This is a genomic window from Virgisporangium aliadipatigenens (assembly GCF_016863615.1).
GTDB lineage: Bacteria > Actinomycetota > Actinomycetes > Mycobacteriales > Micromonosporaceae > Virgisporangium > Virgisporangium aliadipatigenens.
Map to the genome: position 1 here is coordinate 59,931 of NZ_BOPF01000014.1, position 19,613 is coordinate 79,543.

Below are 19,613 nucleotides of genomic sequence, written 5' to 3' on the forward strand. Positions count from 1 at the left end.
ACGAAAGCGAGAAGTAGTCACGTTCCCGGGAAGAGCCCCGGTTCCGGACGGATGGGGTGCACATGGGGATCGGATGGGGCCGCTGGATCCCGGTGGTGGCGGTCGCCGTCGTCTGCGTCCCTGTCGCGCTCGTCTTTGTGGCCCTACGTGCCCGGCGGAACGGCTGGAAGTACTCGCTGGCCGAATCCGCCGTCGTCCTCGGCCCGATTCCCTGGGTGTGGATGATCCTCACCCCGCTGCACCAGCCGCGCGAGTTCCTGTGGAACCCGATCGACGAGGCCGTGACGGGGGTCGGCGAACGGCCGGTCTTCTTCACCGTGCAGATGCTGGCCAACCTGCTGCCGTTCGCGACGCTGGGTGCCGGGCTGCCGGTGCGCTGGCCGGTGCCGCTGTGGGCGGTCGGCACGTTCGCGGCGCTCTTCTCGGCGACGCTGGAGTTCCTCCAGTACGCGCTCTACCTGGGGCGCACCGCATCCGTGGCCGACGTACTGCTGAACACCTCGGGCGCGATCCTCGCCGCCCTGCTGACCCGCCCCTGGTGGCGGACACGGGCGGGCGCGCCCACACCCGCTGCCGGTACGGTGGGGCCGCGATGACCAAGGACAGCACCGTGCCCCACGACAGGGATGTCACCCCCGACCCGAGCCGCACGTTCCAGGTGGACCTGCGCGGCTTGGTGGACCTGCTCAGCCGCCACCTCTACGCCAGCCCCCGGGTCTACGTCCGCGAGCTGCTGCAGAACGCCGCCGACGCGATCACCGCCCGGCGGGAGATCGACCCCGGGGCGCCGGCCCGCGTCCTGATCGACCCCGACCCGGACACCGGTGGGCTGAAGGTGCACGACACCGGCATCGGCCTCACCGAGAAGCAGGTGCACGAGCTGCTCGCCACGATCGGGCGCAGCTCCAAGCGGGACGAACTGGGCTTCGCCCGGCACGAGTTCCTCGGCCAGTTCGGCATCGGCCTGCTCTCCTGCTTCCTGGTGGCCGACGAGATCCGGGTCGAGACGCGCCATGCCGACGAGCCCACCGTTTTGTGGACCGGCTACTCCGACGGTCGCTACTCGGTGTCGCTGGCCGATTACGCCAGAGCGGAGTCGGGCACCACGGTCACCCTCGTGCCGCGCCGGGACGCCGAGGCGTGGCTGACGCCCGCGAAGGTCGCCGAACTCGCCCGGTTCTACGGGTCGCTGCTGCCGATCGAGGTGCGCGTCGGACCCACCAGGGTCACCGACGACGCGCCGCCGTGGCAGCAGGCCGACCGGCGCGAGGCGCTGATCGCGTACTGCCGGGAGACGTTCGACTTCACGCCGTTCGACGTCGTCGAGCTGGACGTGCCGGCCGCCGGCATCCGCGGGGCGGCGTTCATCCTGCCGCAGCCGGCCAATCCGGCCGCGCGCGCCGGACACCGGGTCTACCTCAAGCGGATGCTGCTCTCCGAAGGGGTCGAGAAGCTGCTGCCCGAGTGGGCGTTCTTCGCGCGGTGCGTGGTCGACACCGCCGAGCTGCACCCCACCGCCAGCCGCGAGGCGCTGTACGAGGACACCCAGCTCGACGAGGCGCGCAGCGCGCTCGGTGCGCAGCTGCGCGCCTGGCTGGTCCGGCTGGCCTCGGTCGACCCGAGCCGGCTCGCCGAGTTCCTCGGCATCCATCACCTCGGCGTGAAGGCGCTCGCCCTGCACGACGACGAGATGCTGCGCCTGGTCGAGCAGTGGTGGCCGATGGAGACCAACACCGGGCGGATGACCCTCGCCGAGTTCCGCGAACGCCACGGGCTCCTGCGCTACGCGGCCACGCTTGACGAGTTCCGGCAGCTGTCGGCCGTCGCGGCGGCCCAGGGCGTACCGGTGATCAACGGCGGGTACACGTTCGACGCGGAGATCATCCAGCGCATCCCGACGCTCGACCGGATGGCGATCATCGAGCAGCTGGTGCCGACCGATCTCGCCACCCGGTTCGACGCCGTCGACCCGCACATCGAGCTGTCGCTGCGGGACTTCCTCAGCGCCGCACAGCGCGCCGTGGACCCGCAGGGGTGCCAGGTCGTGCTGCGGGCGTTCGACCCGCCGACGCTGCCCGCGATGTACCTGATCGACCGCGACATCGCGTTCGCCGACAACCTCAGGGAGACCCGCGAGAAGGCCGACGACCTCTGGGCGGGCGTCCTGGACGCGCTCGCGGCGACGGTGACCGACGACCGCCCGCAGCTCGTGCTCAACCACCGCAACCCGCTCGTGCGCCGGATGACCACGGTCAGCGACCCGCACCTGGTGGCCCTCGCCGTCCAGGCGCTGTACGGCCAGGCCCTCCTGCTCGGCCACCACCCCCTGCGTCCCGCGGACTCCGCGCTGCTCAACGGTTCCTTCCTGGGCCTGCTCGAGCGGGCCGTCCCCGACGGGAAAGACGACCCGAAATGACAACTCCCGAGCAGGTCCACCGGCTGATCCAGCAGTGCTGGGAGGCGCCGTACGGCGCGGGCCAGATCGCGCTGGCCGACGAGGCGATCCGGCACGCCGACGCGCTCGGCGACCCGGCGCTGCAGTTCGAGGCGCGGCTCGCCGGCACCGAGGCGTACCAGATGGGCGGCGAACCGGCGAAGACGTTCGTCACCTTCTCCTGGTGCCTCGCCGAGTACGACCGCAACCCGGGCCGCTTCGGCGCCCGCGAGGACGGGCTGCTGCGCTGGTACTTCAAGTGGGTCGCCGGCTCGCTGTGCCGCTTCCCCGAGGTGCCGCTGGAGCGCACCTACGCCGTCCTCGACGACATGGAACGCCGCTACCGCCTCGGCGGCCACAGCATGCACGCCGTCTACCAGCACCGTTGGCTGATCGCCAACCACATCGGCGACGTCGCGGCCGCCAACGACTGGTACGAACGCTGGACCACCGCACCGCGCGACGAGAACTCCGACTGCGCCGGCTGCGACCCGACCGACCGCGTCGAGCACCTCGCCGACACCGGCCGGTACGAGGAGGCGGTCGCGCTCGCCGAGCCGGTGCTGGGCGGCCAGCTCACCTGCGCCGAGCAGCCGCAGGCGATCCTCACCTCGCTGATGCTGCCCTACCTGCACACCGGCCGGGTCGACGAGGCCCGCGACGCGCACATCCGGGCCTACCGGGCGCACCGGCACCAGCGTTCCGACCTCGCGTCGATCGCCGATCACGTGCTGTTCTGCGGCCTCACCGGCAACGAGGCGCGCGGGCTGGAGCTGATCGACCGGCACCTGGACTGGCTGGAGAAGGCGCCCTCGCCCTACGCCGAGCTGGAGTTCGCCTCGGCCGCGGCGTTCGTGCTGCGCCGGCCGCAGGTGCGGGAGCTGCGGTTCCGCGACGCCACCGCGGGCGAGCTGGGCGACGCGCTCGCCGCCCGTTCCCGCGATCTGGCGGAACGCTTCGACCGCCGCAACGGCACCTCGCACCAGGGTGACCGGTTGCGGGAACGACTCGACGCCGAGCCCCTCGTCGCGCACCTCGCACTCAGCGCGGTGGCCCGCGCGGTGGCCTCCGGAGTGGCGACGTCCGCGCCGCGCCCGGCACCGGTGACGGCCCCCGACGACCCGGCCGAACTGCTGGACCTCATCGACCAGGTGCACCGCGCCGGCCCGCCGGAACGCGCCGAGCAGCTGCTCAACACGCTCGACGCCCGCCACCCGGACCTGCCGCCGCTGCTGGCCGCCCGCCGCGCCGACGAACGCGCCCGTTGGCTCGCCAACGCCGGCCGCATGACGGAGGCGGAGCACGAGTGGGACGCCGCGGTCGCCGGCTACCGCGCGGCCGGTGACGAACGCCGCCTGTACACCGCGCAGGCCCGGCTCGGCCTCATGTACTGCGTGACCGAACGGGTCGACGACGGGCTGGCCCTGGTCACCGACGCGAGCGGCTACGCCGACCGGCACGGCGACGCCGAGTACCGGGCCAGCGCACACCTGCGCCGCTGCGACGCCCTGATGGCGGCCGAACGCTTCGACGAGGCGCTGACCGCCGTCGACGTGGTGCTGTCGCTGGCCGGCCCGGGGGACACCTCGTCGGACGGCGACGTCGACCGGCTGATGGTCGAGGCGCTCGCCCGCCGGGCACACCTGCTGCACGAGAGCGACCGGACGGCCGACGCCCTCATCGCCGCCGCCCAGGCCCGCGAACTGGGCCGCACGCTCGGCGCCGGCGACACGGCCGCGGTGGCGGCGTTCCAGCACGGCGAACTGCTCCTGGCCACGGACGACAACGAGGCGGCCGCGGCCGCGTTCGCCGAGGCGATCGCCCTGGGGGCCAGCGGCGGCATGCGCTTCGCGGCCCACGCCAACCGGGGCAAGGCGTTGAGCGCCGCCGGCCATGCGTCGACCGCCGTCGAGGAACTGGTCGAGGGCGTCGCCGGGTTCGTCGGCGCGGGGGCCACCGGCCCGGCCGCCTATGCGCGGTTCGACCTGGCGATCGCGTACCACCGCAGCGGGCAGCACCTCGAAGCGGCCGAGATCGGCGAGGAGGCGGTGCACGCGCTGGACTCCGTCGGTGCCGCGGACGCCGCCGACCGGTGCCGGTACCTGCTCTCCTACGTGTATCGCGCGCTCGACGAGCCGGAGCAGGCGCTCACCCAGCTGGCCGAGCTGGCGCGCCGGTTGGACGGGTTCGACAACCTCGGTGCCCGCGGGCAGATGCTCGAAGAGGCCGGCCAGATCATGTACCGCCGCGACCAGGACGTGGAGGCGGCGGAGAAGTTCGGCGAGGCCGCCGCTGCCTATGGCCGGGCCGGCGCGATCCTCGACGAGGCGCGCGCGGTTCGCTGGCAGGCACTCTCGCTGCGCTGGGCGGAACGCCCCGACGACGCGCTGTCCGCGATCGCCCGCGCCGATGCGCTGTTGGCCGCGGCGGCCGAGGGAACGGCCGCGGACGAGCCGGCGCTGCGCTACGAGCTGGCCATGCTCGGCTACGACGCGGCGCGCGTGCTCATCGGCGCGGAGCAGCTGCCCGAGGCCCTCGACCGGGTGCGGCCGGTGGCGGAGCGGTTCCGCGAGATCGAGGCGTACGGCGAGGCGCTGCAGGCCGACCTGCTGCAGGGCGAGGTGCTGCTGCGCATGGGCCGGGCCGAGGAGGCCGAGCCGCTGGTGCGTTCGGCGCTCGGTGCGGCTCCCCGCGACACCGACCTCGCCCAGAACGCGGCCTGGCTGCTCGCGGAGTCCCTGGAGGGCCAGGGGCGTTCCGACGAGGCGGCCGAGGTGCGCAAGGAGTACGGCCTGGACTGATGGCGTTCATCATCGGGTTCGCGGTGCTCGTCGTCGGGGCGGTCGGCTGGCTGGTCTGGCGATCGCGGCACGGCACCCGGCTGCTCGACGACATCAACGCCGACGAACTGCACGCCGGGTACCTGGCCGCGTGCAGCCTCGCCGACGCGGGTGACCTGGAGGCCGCGGCCGGCCGGTTCGAGTCCGCGCTCGCCGACTCGGTGCGCATCCACGGCGCGGCGGATCCGTTCACACTGGAGCTCATGGGTCTGCTCGCGGCGGTCCGGGTCGGCACGGGCGACCTCGACGATGCTCTCGACCTGCGCGAACGCGCCCACGCGGCGGCGCCGGAGGGCGTGGGCCGGATCTCTGCGACCCTCGACCTGGCGGCGGTCCGGCTGATGCGCCGCGACCTCGCCGATGCCCACCGCCTCTACCGCGACGCGCTGGACGCCGCCCGCGCCCAGCTGGACGGCATGCACCCCGAGGTCGGCGCCGCCTTGGTCGGGCTGGCCCGGGCGTCGGCCGCGCAGGGCGACACCGAGGCGGCGGTCCTGCTGCTCGCGGAGGCCGCCGAGCACCACGTCGCCACGGTCGGCATCGACCATCCCGACCGGGTGGCGGCGGCCCGCGACCATTCCCTGCTGGCGGCCGGCTCGGTGACGGGCGCGGAACTGGCCCGCGGCGACCTGCTGGTGGCCCGCGCGCTGCGCACGGAGGCCCTCGCCGAGGCCGAACGCCGCCACGGCGAGGACCACCGCGAGACGGTCATCGCGTTGAACGCGCTCGGCGAGGTGCTGCGCGAGCTGCGGGACACCCGCGCGGCGTACCGCGCCTTCGAACGGGCCAGTGCGATTTGTACGCATCTGCCCGGCGGCCCCCACCGGGAGGCGCTGGTGGCGGACCATTGCCTGGTGCGGGTGATGCTGACCCAGGGCGATGCCCGGAGCGCGGCCGAGGTGCTGCTGGACCTGCCCGCGCCACCCGAGTACAAGGCATGGGTGGAAGCGCGGGCCGCGGAGTGACGGCCGCGCACGACGAGCGGCAACGCGCACTGGTCGAGCGGATCGCGGCGATCCTGGCGGCCCTGATGCCCGAGGACGCCGTCCGGATCCGCGCCGACGGCGAGCTGGCCGAATCGAACGCGGGTGTCGCGTTCGACTGGGTGACCGACTCCGGCGCCGTCGGGGCCTTTCCCTTCGACGATCAGCCCTTCGAGGCGGTCATCGAAATGAGCGACGCGTTCGTGGCGTTGCGGGACGCGACGGTGGCCGCCGGGCAGGAGGAGTGGTCGGGTATCGCCTTCACGCTGGAGCGCGACGGTCGTTTCGACGTCGAACTTCGCTACGCCGACCGAACCGCAACCTGAACGAGCGTTCAGGCCGGGCATCGATCGGCGGTAGGGTGTCTCCCGTGACTGTGGACGCCCCCGGAACGACCCCTCGTCGGAGGTCGCGTCGCGACGAGATCCTGGAGATCGCCGTCGGCCTTTTCGCCGCGCGCGGATACCACGGCGTGTCGATGGACGACATCGGTGCCGCCGCCGGGGTGACCGGCCCGGCGCTGTACCACCACTTCGCCGGCAAGGAGGCGATGCTGATCGCCGCGCTGATCCCGGTCAGCGAGCGGCTGCTCGCCGGCGGTCGGCAGCGGGTCGAGGCGCATCCGGACGACCCGGCGGCGGCGCTGGCGGCCCTGGTCGACTTCCACGTCGAGTTCGCGCTGGAGGATCAGGCGGTCATCGCCCTGCACCTGCACGAGTTGGACCGCCTGCCGGAGGAGCCGCGGCGCCGGATCCGGCAGCTGCAGCGGGCGTACGTGGAGGAGTGGGTGGAGTTACTGACGCGTTTACGTGATCTTTCACCCGAGGAGGCCCGTGTGGTGGCGCATGCGGCGTTCGGCCTGATGAACTCGACGCCGTTCATCGGGCCCGAAGTGACCCGCGAACGCCGTGCGCAACTGCTGCGGACGGCAAGCCTGGCGGCACTGCACGGCTAACCTGCCGTTATCCACAGGCTGTTAGTGCTTATACCCACAGAGTTATCCACAGGTGTGTAGAAAGGGAGCGCGCATGATCGAGTCACTCCTCGTCGCCAACCGAGGGGAGATCGCCCGCCGGGTGATCCGGACGGCGCGCCGGCTCGGCATCCGCACCGTTGCGGTGTACTCGGAGGCGGACGCTGACCTTCCCTTCGTTCGTGAGGCCGATGACGCCACGCCGATCGGGTCCCCCAATCCGGTACAAAGTTACCGTAACCCGGAAGTAATTCTCAATGCGGCCAAATCGGCAGGAGTGGCGGCAATTCACCCCGGCTACGGCTTCCTCAGCGAGAACGCCGACTTCGCCCGTTCCGTGGCGGAGAACGGGCTGATCTGGGTCGGACCCAGCGCGGACGCGATCGCGGCGATGGGCGACAAGATCCAGGCCCGGAACCTCATGGCGGACGCCGGCGTGCCGGTGGCGCCCGGGACCCGAGAGCCGGCACCAGACCTGGACGCGGCGCTGAAGGCGGCCGAGGCGGTCGGCTACCCGATCATGGTGAAGGCGGCGGCCGGCGGCGGCGGCATGGGGATGGCCGTGGCGGCCGACCCCGAGGCGCTCGCCGTCGAGTACGAGAAGGTGCGCGGCTTCGCGGAGCGGATGTTCGGCGACGGGTCGGTGCTGCTGGAGCGCTACTTCCCGCGGGTGCGCCACATCGAGGTGCAGATCCTCGGGCTCAACGACGGCACCGTGGTCGCCCTGGGCGAACGCGAGTGTTCCGTGCAGCGGCGCAATCAGAAGGTGCTGGAGGAGACGCCGTCGCCGGCGCTCAGTGCGGCGCAGCGCGCGGAGATCCTCGCCGCGGCCGTCAACGCCGGGCGCGCGGTCGGCTACCGCAACGCCGGCACCGTCGAGTGCCTGTTCGACCCGGAGTCCGGCAAGGCCTACTTCCTGGAGATGAACACCCGTCTCCAGGTCGAGCACCCGATCACCGAGGCCGTGTTCGGCGTCGACCTGGTCGAGGAGCAGCTGCGGATCGCCTCCGGGCTGGCGCCGACGTTCGGCTCCGCGGTGCCGGCGCCGAGCGGACACGCCATCGAGCTGCGGGTCAACGCCGAGGACCCGAAGCGGTTCCTGCCCGGGCCGGGTGCGATCACCGCGTGGGTCGAGCCGACCGGCGAGGGTGTGCGGGTCGACGCCGGCTACGGGCCGGGCAACGTCGTCACCCCGCACTACGACTCGCTCATGGCCAAGCTGATCGTGCACGCCGGGAGCCGCGACGCCGCCGTCGAGCGGGCCCGTCAGGCGGTGGCCGGGTTCGAGATCGCCGGGCCCAAGTGCAACCTGCCCTTCTTCACGGAACTGTTCGACAACGCCGAGTTCCTGAGCGGCGACTACGACACGGGCATCGTGGGACGGATGCGCGCCAAGCCGAAGAAGTAAGGAGCCGTCATGCAGTTGCCGGAGAAGGTGTCGATCCGTGAGGTGGGCCCGCGCGACGGCCTCCAGAACGAGGACCCGGTCGCCACGGCCGACAAGGTGCGCCTGCTCGACGCCCTCTCCGGCACCGGCCTGCGGCGCATCGAGGCGGTCAGCTTCGTGCACCCGAAGGCCATTCCGCAGATGGCGGACGCGGACCAGGTGTGGGCCGCCGCCAAGCCGAACCCGGATGTGCGGTACTCCGCGCTGGTGCCCAACCTGCGGGGTGCGCGCCGAGCGCTGGAGGCCGGGTTCCGGGAGATCGAGGTGGTGGTGTCCGCCTCCGACACGCACAACCGCCGCAACATCAACCGTTCCACCGAGGAATCCCTGGACGACCTCGCCGAACTGATCGCGGCGCTGCACGACGGCGGTGCCTCGGCGGAGGTGATCGTGGCGACCACATTCGGCTGCCCGTACGAGGGCGACGTGGACCCGGCCCGGGTGGCGGGGATCGTGGACCGCGTGCTGGCCGACGGGGCGGACCGGGTGGCGTTCGGGGACACGACGGGGATGGCCACGCCGCGGCGCGTGATCGACGTGGTGGACCGGGTGCGGGGCGCCCATCCGGACGTGCCGCTGCTCTTGCACTTCCACAACACCCGCGGGGCCGCGCTGGCCAACATCCTGACGGCGCTGCAACTGGGCGTGACGGAGTTCGACGCGAGCGTCGGTGGGCTGGGCGGCTGCCCCTACGCGCCCGGTGCCAGCGGCAACGTCGCCACCGAGGAGGTGGTGCACATGCTCCACGACATGGGCGTGGACACCGGTGTCGACCTGTCCGCCCTGATCGACGTCGCGCGCGAGGCGGAGCGGATCGTGGGCCGCGAACTTCCCTCGGGCGTGCTCCGCGCGGGGCCTCGCGTGCCCGGGTTGGGATAAGAAGTCCGTTTTTAGTACCCGGCAGGCGTGACTTCGGAGCCGGATACCTCGTTCCCTTAAGCGGTACGTTCAGTGACCGCTTCGGCATTACGGGTTAACGAGGGGCTGGCAATGACGAGCACGGGGGTCGGACGCGAAGCGCGTGCGGCTCAGCCGTGCCCGCCTGCCGCACATACCCGCGATGCCGGATCCCGGGGCGCGAAGCACACGGGCCGCTGGGCCCGTTACGCATTGCGGGGCCTGGTGGTGGCCGGGTTCGCCGGGGTCGCCTGGATGTTCGGGTCCGCCATGGCACAGGCCGCGTCGCCGGCCGTGTCGGAGGGCATGGATCTGGGCGGGGTCACGGAACTGCTGGCCGGAGAGGGGACCGGACGCACCGGCTTCCCGATGTCCGAGCCGCCGACCGTGGGCGAGCGGAGCGTCGCGGCGTTGCGCGCCGTCGGGGGCACGCGTGCCGTGCCGGGTTCGTCCACTGTGGTCGGTGGGTTCACGGGTTTTTCCAGGGACATCCGCGCCGCGCTGCCGGTCAGGAAGGCGCAGCCCGCGCCCGTTCCGGCCGATGAGCGGCACGACTCCGGGGCGTCCACGGTGGTTCGCGCCGCCGCGGACCGGGCTTCCGGGGCCCGTTCGACCGGAGCCCGGACGATCCGGAAGGACCACCGTGCCACGGTGGCCAGCGGTAAGAAGAGCGCCCGAGCGAAGGGCGACCGCGGCTCCGCGCCGGCCTCCGTGGCCGGCCGCGCCACCGTCGAGCAGCCGTCGGCCGATGTCGGGACCGCAGTGCCAGCGGTCTCGCGAACGTCGGTCGAGCGGCGCCCGGCGGCGGGTGGAGCCACCGCGCGGCGTGCGGCGGACAGCCGCCCCGCTTCCGGGCCGACCGAAGGGAACCGGTCCCACCCGACCGGGCTCACGGGGGAGTCGTTGCCGGCGCCAAGCCCTGCGCCGATTCCGGCACCCGCGGGTCCGGTCATGATCGGGACGTCCACCACGACGTCCGGATCCAGTTGGGACGGCGCCGCCACCGCCGTTCCGACGAGCAGGTTCGCCACCGGCGCGATGGGCCGCGAGTCCGCGGTACCGGCAGCCGATGTCGCGGCCCGGCCTTTGACGGCCCTGGTCCCGACCGTTTCACCCGACTAGCGAGGTTCCCTTCCGCACGCCTGCGGAGGGATCGCCACGCACTGGAATCGCACGTTTGTCGGGCGCACGTCGACAGGGACGGACTTCGTACCGACCCGCGCCCACATCCAGGGTGCTCGGGAGGTTAGGCCGGGCACCCGCCGGATCCGGAAACAACTAAAAGCGACATCTCAACACTCGAAAGGCACAGCTAACTCATGAAGACGTGGGTTCGTAAGTCCCTCAACGTCGGTGTGCTGTCCGCCGGTTTCCTGCTCGTCGGCGGCACCGCCGCACACGCGGCGGACTGGCACACCGGTCCCAACGCCGGGCTGCTGAACGGCAACCAGCTCGGCAGCGTTCTGCAGATCCCGGTGGACATCAGCGGGAACGCCGTTGCCGTCGGCGGGATCGCGGGCGCCCAGAGCCAGGGCGGCGCCGTCGCGTGGAACGCCGAGAGCGCCACCACGGAGAGCGCGACCACGGAGAGCGCCCGGACCGAGGCCGACATGACGTCGGGCTTCAACTTCGGCGCCCTGAACGGCAACCAGGTCAGCAGCGTCATCCAGGTGCCGGTCAACGTCTGCGGCAACTCGATCGCGGTCCTCGGCTTCGCCAACGCCTCGTGCGTCGGCGGCGCGACGGCGGTCAACGGCGGCGGCGGTCACGACCGCGGCGGCTGGGACAACGACCGGGACCGTGACTGGGACGACCGCGACCGCGGCGGCTGGGACCGGGACCGCGACTGGGACGACGACGACAACGGCAACGCGGCCGGTGGCTACGGCCAGGCGCGTCCGAGCGGCGGCTACGGGCAGGCCCGCCCGAGCGGCGGCTACGGGCAGGCCCGCCCGAGCGGCAACTACGGCGGCGGCCAGGCGGCCGGCAACGACAACGACGACCGCCGGCACCACGGCAAGCGTCACCACGGTGGCGACTTCCGCGGCGCGAGCTGGGGCGACGACAACGACCGTGACGGTCGCGGGCACGGCCGGGGCGGCTGGGACCGGGACGGCCGCGGCGGTGGCTTCGGCGGCGGCGCCTCCGCGCACAACGGCGGCGGCGGCAACATGACCACCGGGTTCAACGGTGGCATCGCCAACGGCAACCAGGTCAACAGCACCATCCAGGTGCCGGTGAACGTCTGCGGCAACTCGATCGCCGCCCTGGGTGGCTTCGCCGACGCCTCGTGCGGCGGCGGCGCGGTGGCCGTGAACGAGAGCGCCACGACGGAGAGCGCCCGCACCGAGGGCGACATGACGTCGGGCTTCAACTTCGGGCTCCTCAACGGCAACCAGGTCAGCAGCGTCGCGCAGGTGCCGATCAACGTCTGCGGCAACTCGATCGCCGTTCTCGGCTTCGCCGACGCCTCGTGCGCCGGTGGGGCGACGGCGGTCAACGGCGGCGGCCACGGCCACGGCGGCTGGGACCGGGACCGTGACTGGGACGACCGCGACCGCGGCGGCTGGGACCGGGACTGGGACGACGACGACAACGGCAACGCGGCCGGTGGCTACGGCCAGGCCCGCCCGAGCGGCGGCTACGGCCAGGCCGCGCCGAGCGGGAACTACGAGGGCCCGGGCGCTCAGGCGATGAGCTCCTCCGGTGACGTCAAGCCGAAGGGCATGAGCTCGGGCAAGGCCAAGGGCCTCAGCTCGGGCAAGGCCAAGAAGATGAGCGACGGCGGCGACCAGGAGCACGGCAAGGCCATCGCCGGCAAGCACCACTGGAAGGGCAACGGCGGCGGCGCGCAGGCGGCCGGCGGCTACGGCGCCAACCAGGCGGGCGACTACAACGGCGGCGCCGCCGGCGACGACGACAACGACGACCGCGACTGGGACCGGGACGGCCGCGACCGTGGCGGCTGGGACCGTGACTGGGACGGCCGGGACCGGGGCGACTGGGACCGTGGCGGCGACCGCGACGGCGGCAGCTGCGGCGGCGACATGACCACCGGGTTCAACGGTGGCCTGCTCAACGGCAACCAGCTCAAGAGCGTCGCGCAGGTGCCGGTGAACATCAGCGGCAACTCCGTCGCCCTGCTGGGCTTCGCCAGCTCCCGCAGCGTCGGCGGCGCGACCGCCGTCAACTGCAGCTGATTCACCGCAGCATGATCAACGGGTAGCCAAGGGCGGCCGCGCCGACCAGGTCGCCGGCTACCACGGTTGCGAACTGATTGCCGACAGGGGCCAGTACTGCCAGTACTGGCCCTTTCGGCGTTTCACCGGCTACGCTAGGCGCCTGAACGATCGTTCAGGTTGATCTGGGGAGGCTGTCGGTGACGCTCGACCGCGCGGCACTGGAGGAGCTACGCAAGCGCGCGCAGGCCGGCGGTGCAGAGAAATACCACGCCGCCAACGCCGCCAAGGGCAAGCTCTTCGCCCGGGAACGGGTGGATCTACTGGTCGACCCGGGTTCGTTCGTGGAGGACGGGCGCTACGCCAACGCCATGGCCGACGGGCTGCCCGCCGACGGGGTGGTGACCGGACAGGCCACCGTCGACGGCCGGCCGGTCTGCCTGATGGCCAACGACTCCACGGTCAAGGCCGGCTCCTGGGGTGCCCGCACCGTCGAGAAGATCATCCGGATCATCGAGCGCGCCTACGAGACCGGCGTGCCGATGGTGTACCTGGTGGACTCGGCCGGTGCCCGCATCACCGACCAGGTGGACCTCTTCCCGGGCCGCCGCGGTGCCGGTCACATCTTCTGGAACCAGGTGCGCGCCAGCGGTTCGATCCCGCAGGCGTGCGCGCTCTTCGGGCCCAGTGCGGCCGGCGGCGCCTACATCCCGGCGTTCTGCGACGTGGTGGCCATGGTCGACGGCAACGCCAGCATGTACCTCGGTTCGGACCGCATGGTCGAGATGGTCACCGGCGAGAAGACCACCCTGGAGGCGATGGGCGGCGCGAAGGTCCACTGTGAACAGTCCGGCGTCGGCCACTTCCTGTGCAAGAGCGAGGCCGAGGCCATCGCGACGATCCGGCGCTACCTGTCCTACCTGCCGAGCAGCTATCGCGAGCGGCCGCCCGCCGTCGAGGCGCAGGAGCCGCCGGAGATCGACCTCGCGGCCCTGATCCCGCCGAGCGAACGGCAGGCGTTCGACATGCGCCGCTTCGTCAAGGGCGTGCTGGACAAGGACTCGTTCTTCGAGATCCAGGCGCGCTGGGCCAAGGAACTTACCGTGGGGTTCGGCCGACTCGACGGCAAGGTCGTCGGCGTCGTGGCCAACAACTCGATGTTCAAGGGCGGCGTGCTCTTCGTCGACTCCGCCGACAAGGCGACCCGGTTCGTGCAGCTGTGCGACGCGTTCAACGTGCCGCTGCTCTTCCTGGCCGACGTGCCGGGGTTCATGGTGGGCACGGCCGTGGAGAAGCAGGGGATCATCCGGCACGGCGCCAAGATGATCAGCGCCGTCAGCGAGGCGACCGTTCCGAAGATCTGCGTGGTCGTGCGCAAGGCGTACGGGGCGGGGCTGTACGCGATGGCCGGTCCCGGGTTCGTCCCGGACGCCACGATCGCCCTGCCGAGCGCGAAGATCGCGGTGATGGGAGCCGAGGCGGCCGTCAACGCCGTCTATGCCAACAAGATCGCCGCGATCGCTGACGAGGACGAGCGCGCCGCGTTCGTCGCCGCGCGGCGGGCCGAGTACGAGCAGGACATCGACCTCGTCCGGCTGGCCAGCGAACTGGTCGTCGACAGCATCGTCGAGCCGGCCGAACTGCGCACCGAACTGATCCACCGGTACGCCGCCACGAGCGGAAAGGACCGGCACTTCGCGCGCCGTCACCACGGCGTCACACCCGTCTGAAAGGTCCTTCCAGTGCAGCTCAACGACGAGTACCAGGCCCTCCGCGAAGCCGTTCGCGAGTTCGCCGTCGAATCGGTCGCACCCGTCATCGGCGACTTCTACGAACGCCACGCGTTCCCGTACGACCTGATCCGCCAGATGGGCAAGATGGGCCTGTTCGGGCTGCCGTTCCCGACGGAGTTCGACGGCGAGGGCGGCGACTACTTCGCCCTGTGCCTGGCCCTGGAGGAACTGGCCCGGGTGGACTCCAGCGTCGCCATCACGCTGGAGGCGGCCGTCTCCCTGGGCGCGATGCCGATCCACCGGTTCGGCACCGAGGAGCAGAAGGAACGCTGGCTGCCGGCGCTGTGCAAGGGCGAGAAGCTGGCGGCGTTCGGGCTGACCGAGCCGGGGTTCGGCTCCGACGCGGGCGGCACGGCGACGCGGGCGGTGCTCGACGGCGACCAGTGGGTGATCAACGGTTCGAAGGCGTTCATCACGAACTCGGGCACCGACATCACGTGCCTGGTCACGGTCACGGCCGTCACGGGCACCAACCCGGACGGGTCCAAGGAGCTGTCGACCATCATCGTGCCGTCGGGCACCCCGGGCTTCACGGTGCTGCCGGGCTACTCGAAGGTGGGCTGGTGCGCCTCGGACACGCACGAACTGGCGTTCGACGACGTGCGGGTGCCGGTGGGCAACCTGCTCGGCGAGCGCGGGCGGGGCTTCGCGCAGTTCCTGCGGATCCTGGACGAGGGGCGGATCGCGATCGCGGCGCTCTCGGTCGGTCTGGCGCAGGGCTGCGTCGACGAGTCGATCCGCTACGCCAGGGAGCGGCGGGCGTTCGGGCGTTCCATCGGGGACTTCCAGGCGATCCAGTTCAAGATCTCGGAGATGGAGGCGCGGGCGCACGTGGCGCGGCTGGCCTACTACGACGCCGCGGAGAAGATGCTCGCCGGCCGGCCGTTCAAGAAGGAAGCGGCGATCGCCAAGCTCACGGCGAGCAACGCCGCGATGGACAACGCGCGGGACGCGACGCAGATCCACGGCGGCTACGGCTTCATGAACGAGTTCCCGGTCGGCCGCTTCTACCGGGACGCCAAGATCCTGGAGATCGGTGAGGGCACCTCGGAGATCCAGAAGCTGGTGATCGCCCGGGAGCTGGATCTGTAACCTTTCGGTCCGTAACCATCGCGCGACCTTTCCCCGCTGTTCCGGCTCCGGCGTCATGCGTAGCGTTCAATGTCATGTCGACGCCGGACCAGGACGGGGGCACCACCGGCGCCGGATTCGCCGCTCTGCTGCGCGGCTACCGGCGTTCCGCCGGACTGACCCAGGCCGAGCTGGCCGAGCGCGCGGGCGTCGGCGAGCGCACCGTTCGGGACATCGAGAGCGGTCGCGCGCGCCGGCCGCAGCGCGGCACGGTGGTGCTGCTGGTCGACGCGCTGCGGCTCACGGGCAACGCGCGGACCCGGTTCGAGGCGGCGGCGCGGGCGTTCGGCCCGTCGGCGGTCGACATCCTGGCGCTGCCGCCGCTGCCGGACCTCGTGGGTCGCGACGGGGACATCGACGAGCTGGTCCGCCTGGTGCCGGCGAGTGACGCGGTCGTGCTGGCGGGCCTCGCCGGCGTGGGCAAGACCGGCCTCGCCGTCGCGGTCGCCCACCACGCGGCCGGTCACTTCCCGAGCGGGGTCGCCGGAGTTCCGGTCAGCGACGTCCACCGGGACACCGACATTCTCGCGGCGGTCGCGGCCGTCTTCGGTGTCGGTCTTGCGGGGGAACTGCCTGAGCGCCTCGGCGCGGGCCCCGCTCTGCTGGTGCTCGACGGAGCCGACCAGCAGCCGGAAGCCGTCGCGGCGGTGCTGCGCTGGACCCGGGCGTACACGCCGGACCTGCGGCTCCTGGTCACCAGCCGCCGGCCGATCGACCTGCCCGGGATGGTGGTGTGGCCGGTGCCGCCGCTGTCCGCCCCGAGCGCGTTGGAGCTGTTCGAACGCCGCGTCCGCCAGGTGCGCAGCGAGCCGCTGGAGCCGGCCGAACGCGCGGCGGCAGACAGCCTGCTGCGCCGCATCGGCGGGCTGCCGCTGGCCATCGAGCTGGCCGCCGCCCGCTGCCGCGTGCTCACGGTCGAGCAGCTGCTGGCCCGGTACGGCGACCGGGTGCTGGACCTGACGGGTGCCGGTGCGCGCGCGGGGGAGACGCTGCGGGACGCCGTCGCGGCCAGCTACCGGCTGCTCGAACCGGGCGACCGGGCCGCGCTGCGCCGGCTGGCGTCGATGCGTTCGCGCTGGTCGGTGGAGGTGGCGGAGGCGCTGCTCGAGGAGCGTTCGGCGGGGCAGGTGGAGGCCCTGCTCGACCGGCTGGTCGGGTTGGGGCTGGTGCACGTGCGGGGGACCGGCGCGTGGCGGTTCCGCATGCTGGCGGTGGTGCGTGAGTACGCGGCCGAGGCCACCGTCGAGGCGGGCGAGCCCGCGCAGGTCGCCGAACGCCACGCGCGGGTGCTCACGACGTTCGCCGAGGAAATGGCACCGACGCTCGACGGGGCCGCCATGCGCGCCACGATCGGGATGCTCGATCAGCTCGCGCCCGATCTGCGCGCGGCGCTGGAGCACGCGCGACGGGCCGCACCCGAGACGGCGCTGCGGCTCGCGACGGCGACGGCACGCTGGGCGCGTTTCCGCGGCCGCGACTGGGAGACGCGGGTCCTGCTGCGCGAACTGCTCGCCGCGTGTCCGCAGGTCGGGCCGGCGGTGCGGGCCCGCGCACTGCACGCGGTGGCCCTGCTGGCGCACTCGCACGGCGACGGCATCAGCGAGCTGGCCGCCGCGCGGCAGGCGCACGAGCTGTCCCGGACCCTCGACGATCCGCGGCTGCGGCTGGACACCACGCACCTGCTCGCGACGCTGCTGCTGGCGGCCGGCGAGCACAAAGCGTCGGCGGCCTTGACCGAGGAGGCGCTGGCTCTGGCCCGCGGCGGCGCCCGGGAACGCGACGTCGCGGTGGTCCGCCGCCTGGCCGCCACGCAGGCGATGGTCGCCGGCGACCTCCCGAACGCCCACCGCCGGCTGGCGACGGTGGCGCGGATGGCGGTGGGCCTGGGTGACGAGCGGCTGGCCGCGCTGGTGACGGCGCAGCTGGCCGAGTGCGCCCGGCTGGACGGCCGCCCGAGCGACGCCCTCGAACTGGGCCGTCGCGCGGCCCTCCGGCTGGCCGAGTACGGCGATCCGGGCCAGCGGGTGCGCGTGGCCGCGACGGTGGCGATGGCGCTGACCGAACTGGGCCGGCCCGACGAGGCGGAGCCGATGCTCCCGGCGATCGGCTGTCCGGGGCTGCACCCGCTGCTGGCGGCCTACCTGGCCTGGGGCCGCGGCGACACGGCGAACGCGGCGAAGCTGTTCGGCGCGGCGGCGGACGCGCTGGTCGGGCGGCGGGATCTACGGGAGGTCTGCGAGGCGCTGGTCGGCGCGGTGTCCTGCTGCCCGGACGAACGCCAGCGCGAGGTGTACCGCGCGGAGCTGGACCGGGTGGTGGCGCGCGGCGTGGCGCTGCTCCCGCGCGAGCAGGACCTGCTGGTCAGGTAGGAGTTCGCCGGTAAAGCAGGGGGCCCGGCCGATCGGCCCCCTTCACCGATCGGACGGGCCCTGCTCGGTGCCTCCCGACCTCAAAGGGTAGTAAGAGGGGCGGCGCGAATTGCCGCATTGATGGCGTTTGTGGCCCGCAACTGCCGAACCTGCCGGCAATCCTGCCGCTTACGTCGCGAACGCGCGACACTACTTGGCGTGGTGGTCCTCGACCGGCTCGGCGGTGCCCGCGGCGGCCCCGGGACGCACGGCGTCGCGGATCTTCCGCAGCGCGCCGAGGAACCCCTCCAGCTCCGCCGGCTCCAGCAGATCGATCAGCCAGGTGTCGATGAGCCCCAGGTGCTCCGGGAGAACGTCGGTCAACCGGGCCCGGCCGAGGTCGGTGATCTGGGCGAAGAGGCCGCGCCGGTCAGAGGGGCACGCGGTGCGCTCGACCAGCCCGCCGCGCTCCAGTCGGTCGATCAGGCGGGTGATGCCGCTCGTAGTGAGCGAGGTCTGGGCGGCGAGGTCGCTCATGCGCAGCCGCCCGCCCGGCGAACGACTCAGCCGCAGCAGCACCTCGAACTCGGCCATCACGAGCTTGTGGCCCACGATCTGGTTCGCCAGCTTCGCGGAGACCCCGGTGAACGCCTCGGTGAACAGCCCCATCGCGGTGATGCGGTGGTCCGCGAAGAGGTCGGTCTCGGCGATGTTCTGACTCACACCGCAAGAGTACTTGACGAGTCAACGACCTGCGAGCGATAGTTGTCCAGGCAACATGCGACGATGCAGATAGTATGGAGGTTCTCATTATGACTGCTCCCACCCACGTCCGCGACTTCAACGGACTGACGATCCCCGCCCCGGGCACCTACTCGATCGACCCGGCCCACACCGAGGTCGGCGCGGTCGTGCGGCACCTGGTGGTCAGCAAGGTGCGCGGCTCGTTCCACAACGTCACGGGCACGATCACGGTGGCCGAGGATCCGCTGAAGTCCAGCGTGGTGGCGGAGATCCCGGCCGAGACGATCAACACCCGGGTCGCCGACCGTGACGCCCACCTGCGCAGCGCCGACTTCCTCGACGTCGAGAACCACCCCAAGCTCACGTTCGCCAGCACCGGCGTCGTCAAGAGCGACGGCAACGAGTTCGTCCTGCGCGGCGACCTGACGATCCGCGGCGTGACCCGCGAGGTCGAGCTGGCCGTGGAGTTCGACGGCGTGACCGGCACCCCGTACGGCACCGAGATGATCTCGTTCACCGCGTCGTTCGAGTTCGACCGCGAGGACTTCGGCATCCTGTGGAACCAGGCCCTCGAGACCGGCGGCGTCATGGTCAGCAAGAAGGTCAAGGTGGAGATCGACGCCCAGGCCATCCGCCAGCAGTAGGCTTCGCAGGGTAGGGGTTGCATCGGAAACCCTTGATCGGACCCGATCCGCACCCAAAAAAGTGAGATATCTTCAGCGACCCCGGGCAGACTGCCCGGGGTCGCTCATTGTTACCTGTTGCACACCGCGAGATGCCCATCGATTGCTGAACGCACCGTGTCGCTTACTCTGCGCCAAGCAATAGACCGCTTTGTCCCTAG

General features: G+C 72.1%; 15 protein-coding genes. 14 read left to right on the forward strand and 1 reads right to left on the reverse strand.

All coding sequences use genetic code 11. The annotated features are described in order from the left end of the window. Positions 1-62: 62 nt before the first annotated feature. The 13 genes from Val02_RS20305 (at position 63) to Val02_RS48245 (ending at position 18,046) form a co-directional block, all read left to right on the forward strand. A complete protein-coding gene (locus Val02_RS20305) occupies positions 63-596 on the forward strand; it encodes a VanZ family protein (RefSeq protein WP_203900709.1) in 534 nt (177 codons plus the stop codon). Beyond that, positions 593-2,416: an HSP90 family protein gene (locus Val02_RS20310; protein WP_203900710.1), complete on the forward strand. Its 1,824-nt coding sequence runs from the start codon at positions 593-595 to the stop codon at positions 2,414-2,416. The genes Val02_RS20305 and Val02_RS20310 overlap by 4 nt, the downstream gene beginning before the upstream one ends. After that, entirely contained in the window at positions 2,413-5,235 is a 2,823-nt protein-coding gene (locus tag Val02_RS20315; protein WP_203900711.1) for a hypothetical protein, read from the forward strand. Before Val02_RS20310 ends, Val02_RS20315 begins: the two co-directional genes overlap by 4 nt. Next, positions 5,235-6,239 (forward strand): tetratricopeptide repeat protein, encoded by a 1,005-nt coding sequence (locus Val02_RS20320; protein WP_203900712.1) that lies wholly within the window; start codon positions 5,235-5,237, stop codon positions 6,237-6,239. Before Val02_RS20315 ends, Val02_RS20320 begins: the two co-directional genes overlap by 1 nt. Then, positions 6,212-6,583, forward strand: coding sequence for an immunity protein YezG family protein (locus tag Val02_RS20325; RefSeq protein WP_203900713.1), 372 nt, complete (start codon positions 6,212-6,214; stop codon positions 6,581-6,583). Before Val02_RS20320 ends, Val02_RS20325 begins: the two co-directional genes overlap by 28 nt. Positions 6,584-6,627: 44 nt before the next feature. Continuing rightward, positions 6,628-7,212, forward strand: coding sequence for a TetR/AcrR family transcriptional regulator (locus Val02_RS20330; protein WP_275415590.1), 585 nt, complete (start codon positions 6,628-6,630; stop codon positions 7,210-7,212). 73 nt (positions 7,213-7,285) lie between these two features. Continuing rightward, positions 7,286-8,638: an acetyl-CoA carboxylase biotin carboxylase subunit gene (locus Val02_RS20335; RefSeq protein ID WP_203900714.1), complete on the forward strand. Its 1,353-nt coding sequence runs from the start codon at positions 7,286-7,288 to the stop codon at positions 8,636-8,638. A 15-nt stretch (positions 8,639-8,653) separates the two neighbouring features. Beyond that, positions 8,654-9,556: a hydroxymethylglutaryl-CoA lyase gene (locus Val02_RS20340; protein ID WP_203900892.1), complete on the forward strand. Its 903-nt coding sequence runs from the start codon at positions 8,654-8,656 to the stop codon at positions 9,554-9,556. 231 nt (positions 9,557-9,787) lie between these two features. After that, the gene (locus tag Val02_RS20345; protein ID WP_203900715.1) at positions 9,788-10,696 is read left to right on the forward strand and encodes a hypothetical protein; all 909 of its coding nucleotides are present in this window, start codon (positions 9,788-9,790) and stop codon (positions 10,694-10,696) included. A 197-nt stretch (positions 10,697-10,893) separates the two neighbouring features. Then, the gene (locus Val02_RS48240) at positions 10,894-12,774 is read left to right on the forward strand and encodes a chaplin family protein (RefSeq protein WP_275415591.1); all 1,881 of its coding nucleotides are present in this window, start codon (positions 10,894-10,896) and stop codon (positions 12,772-12,774) included. 179 nt (positions 12,775-12,953) lie between these two features. Continuing rightward, positions 12,954-14,483: an acyl-CoA carboxylase subunit beta gene (locus Val02_RS20360; protein WP_203900716.1), complete on the forward strand. Its 1,530-nt coding sequence runs from the start codon at positions 12,954-12,956 to the stop codon at positions 14,481-14,483. A gap of 12 nt (positions 14,484-14,495) precedes the next feature. Beyond that, entirely contained in the window at positions 14,496-15,638 is a 1,143-nt protein-coding gene (locus Val02_RS20365; RefSeq protein ID WP_203900717.1) for an acyl-CoA dehydrogenase family protein, read from the forward strand. 74 nt (positions 15,639-15,712) lie between these two features. Then, positions 15,713-18,046 (forward strand): ATP-binding protein, encoded by a 2,334-nt coding sequence (locus Val02_RS48245; protein WP_203900718.1) that lies wholly within the window; start codon positions 15,713-15,715, stop codon positions 18,044-18,046. 189 nt (positions 18,047-18,235) lie between these two features. On the opposite strand, the gene Val02_RS20375 is transcribed toward Val02_RS48245, so the two are convergent. Then, positions 18,236-18,694 (reverse strand): MarR family winged helix-turn-helix transcriptional regulator, encoded by a 459-nt coding sequence (locus Val02_RS20375; RefSeq protein WP_203900893.1) that lies wholly within the window; start codon positions 18,692-18,694, stop codon positions 18,236-18,238. A 143-nt stretch (positions 18,695-18,837) separates the two neighbouring features. On the opposite strand from Val02_RS20375, the gene Val02_RS20380 reads away from it, so the two are divergent. Then, positions 18,838-19,413: a YceI family protein gene (locus Val02_RS20380; RefSeq protein WP_203900719.1), complete on the forward strand. Its 576-nt coding sequence runs from the start codon at positions 18,838-18,840 to the stop codon at positions 19,411-19,413. Positions 19,414-19,613: the final 200 nt, after the last annotated feature.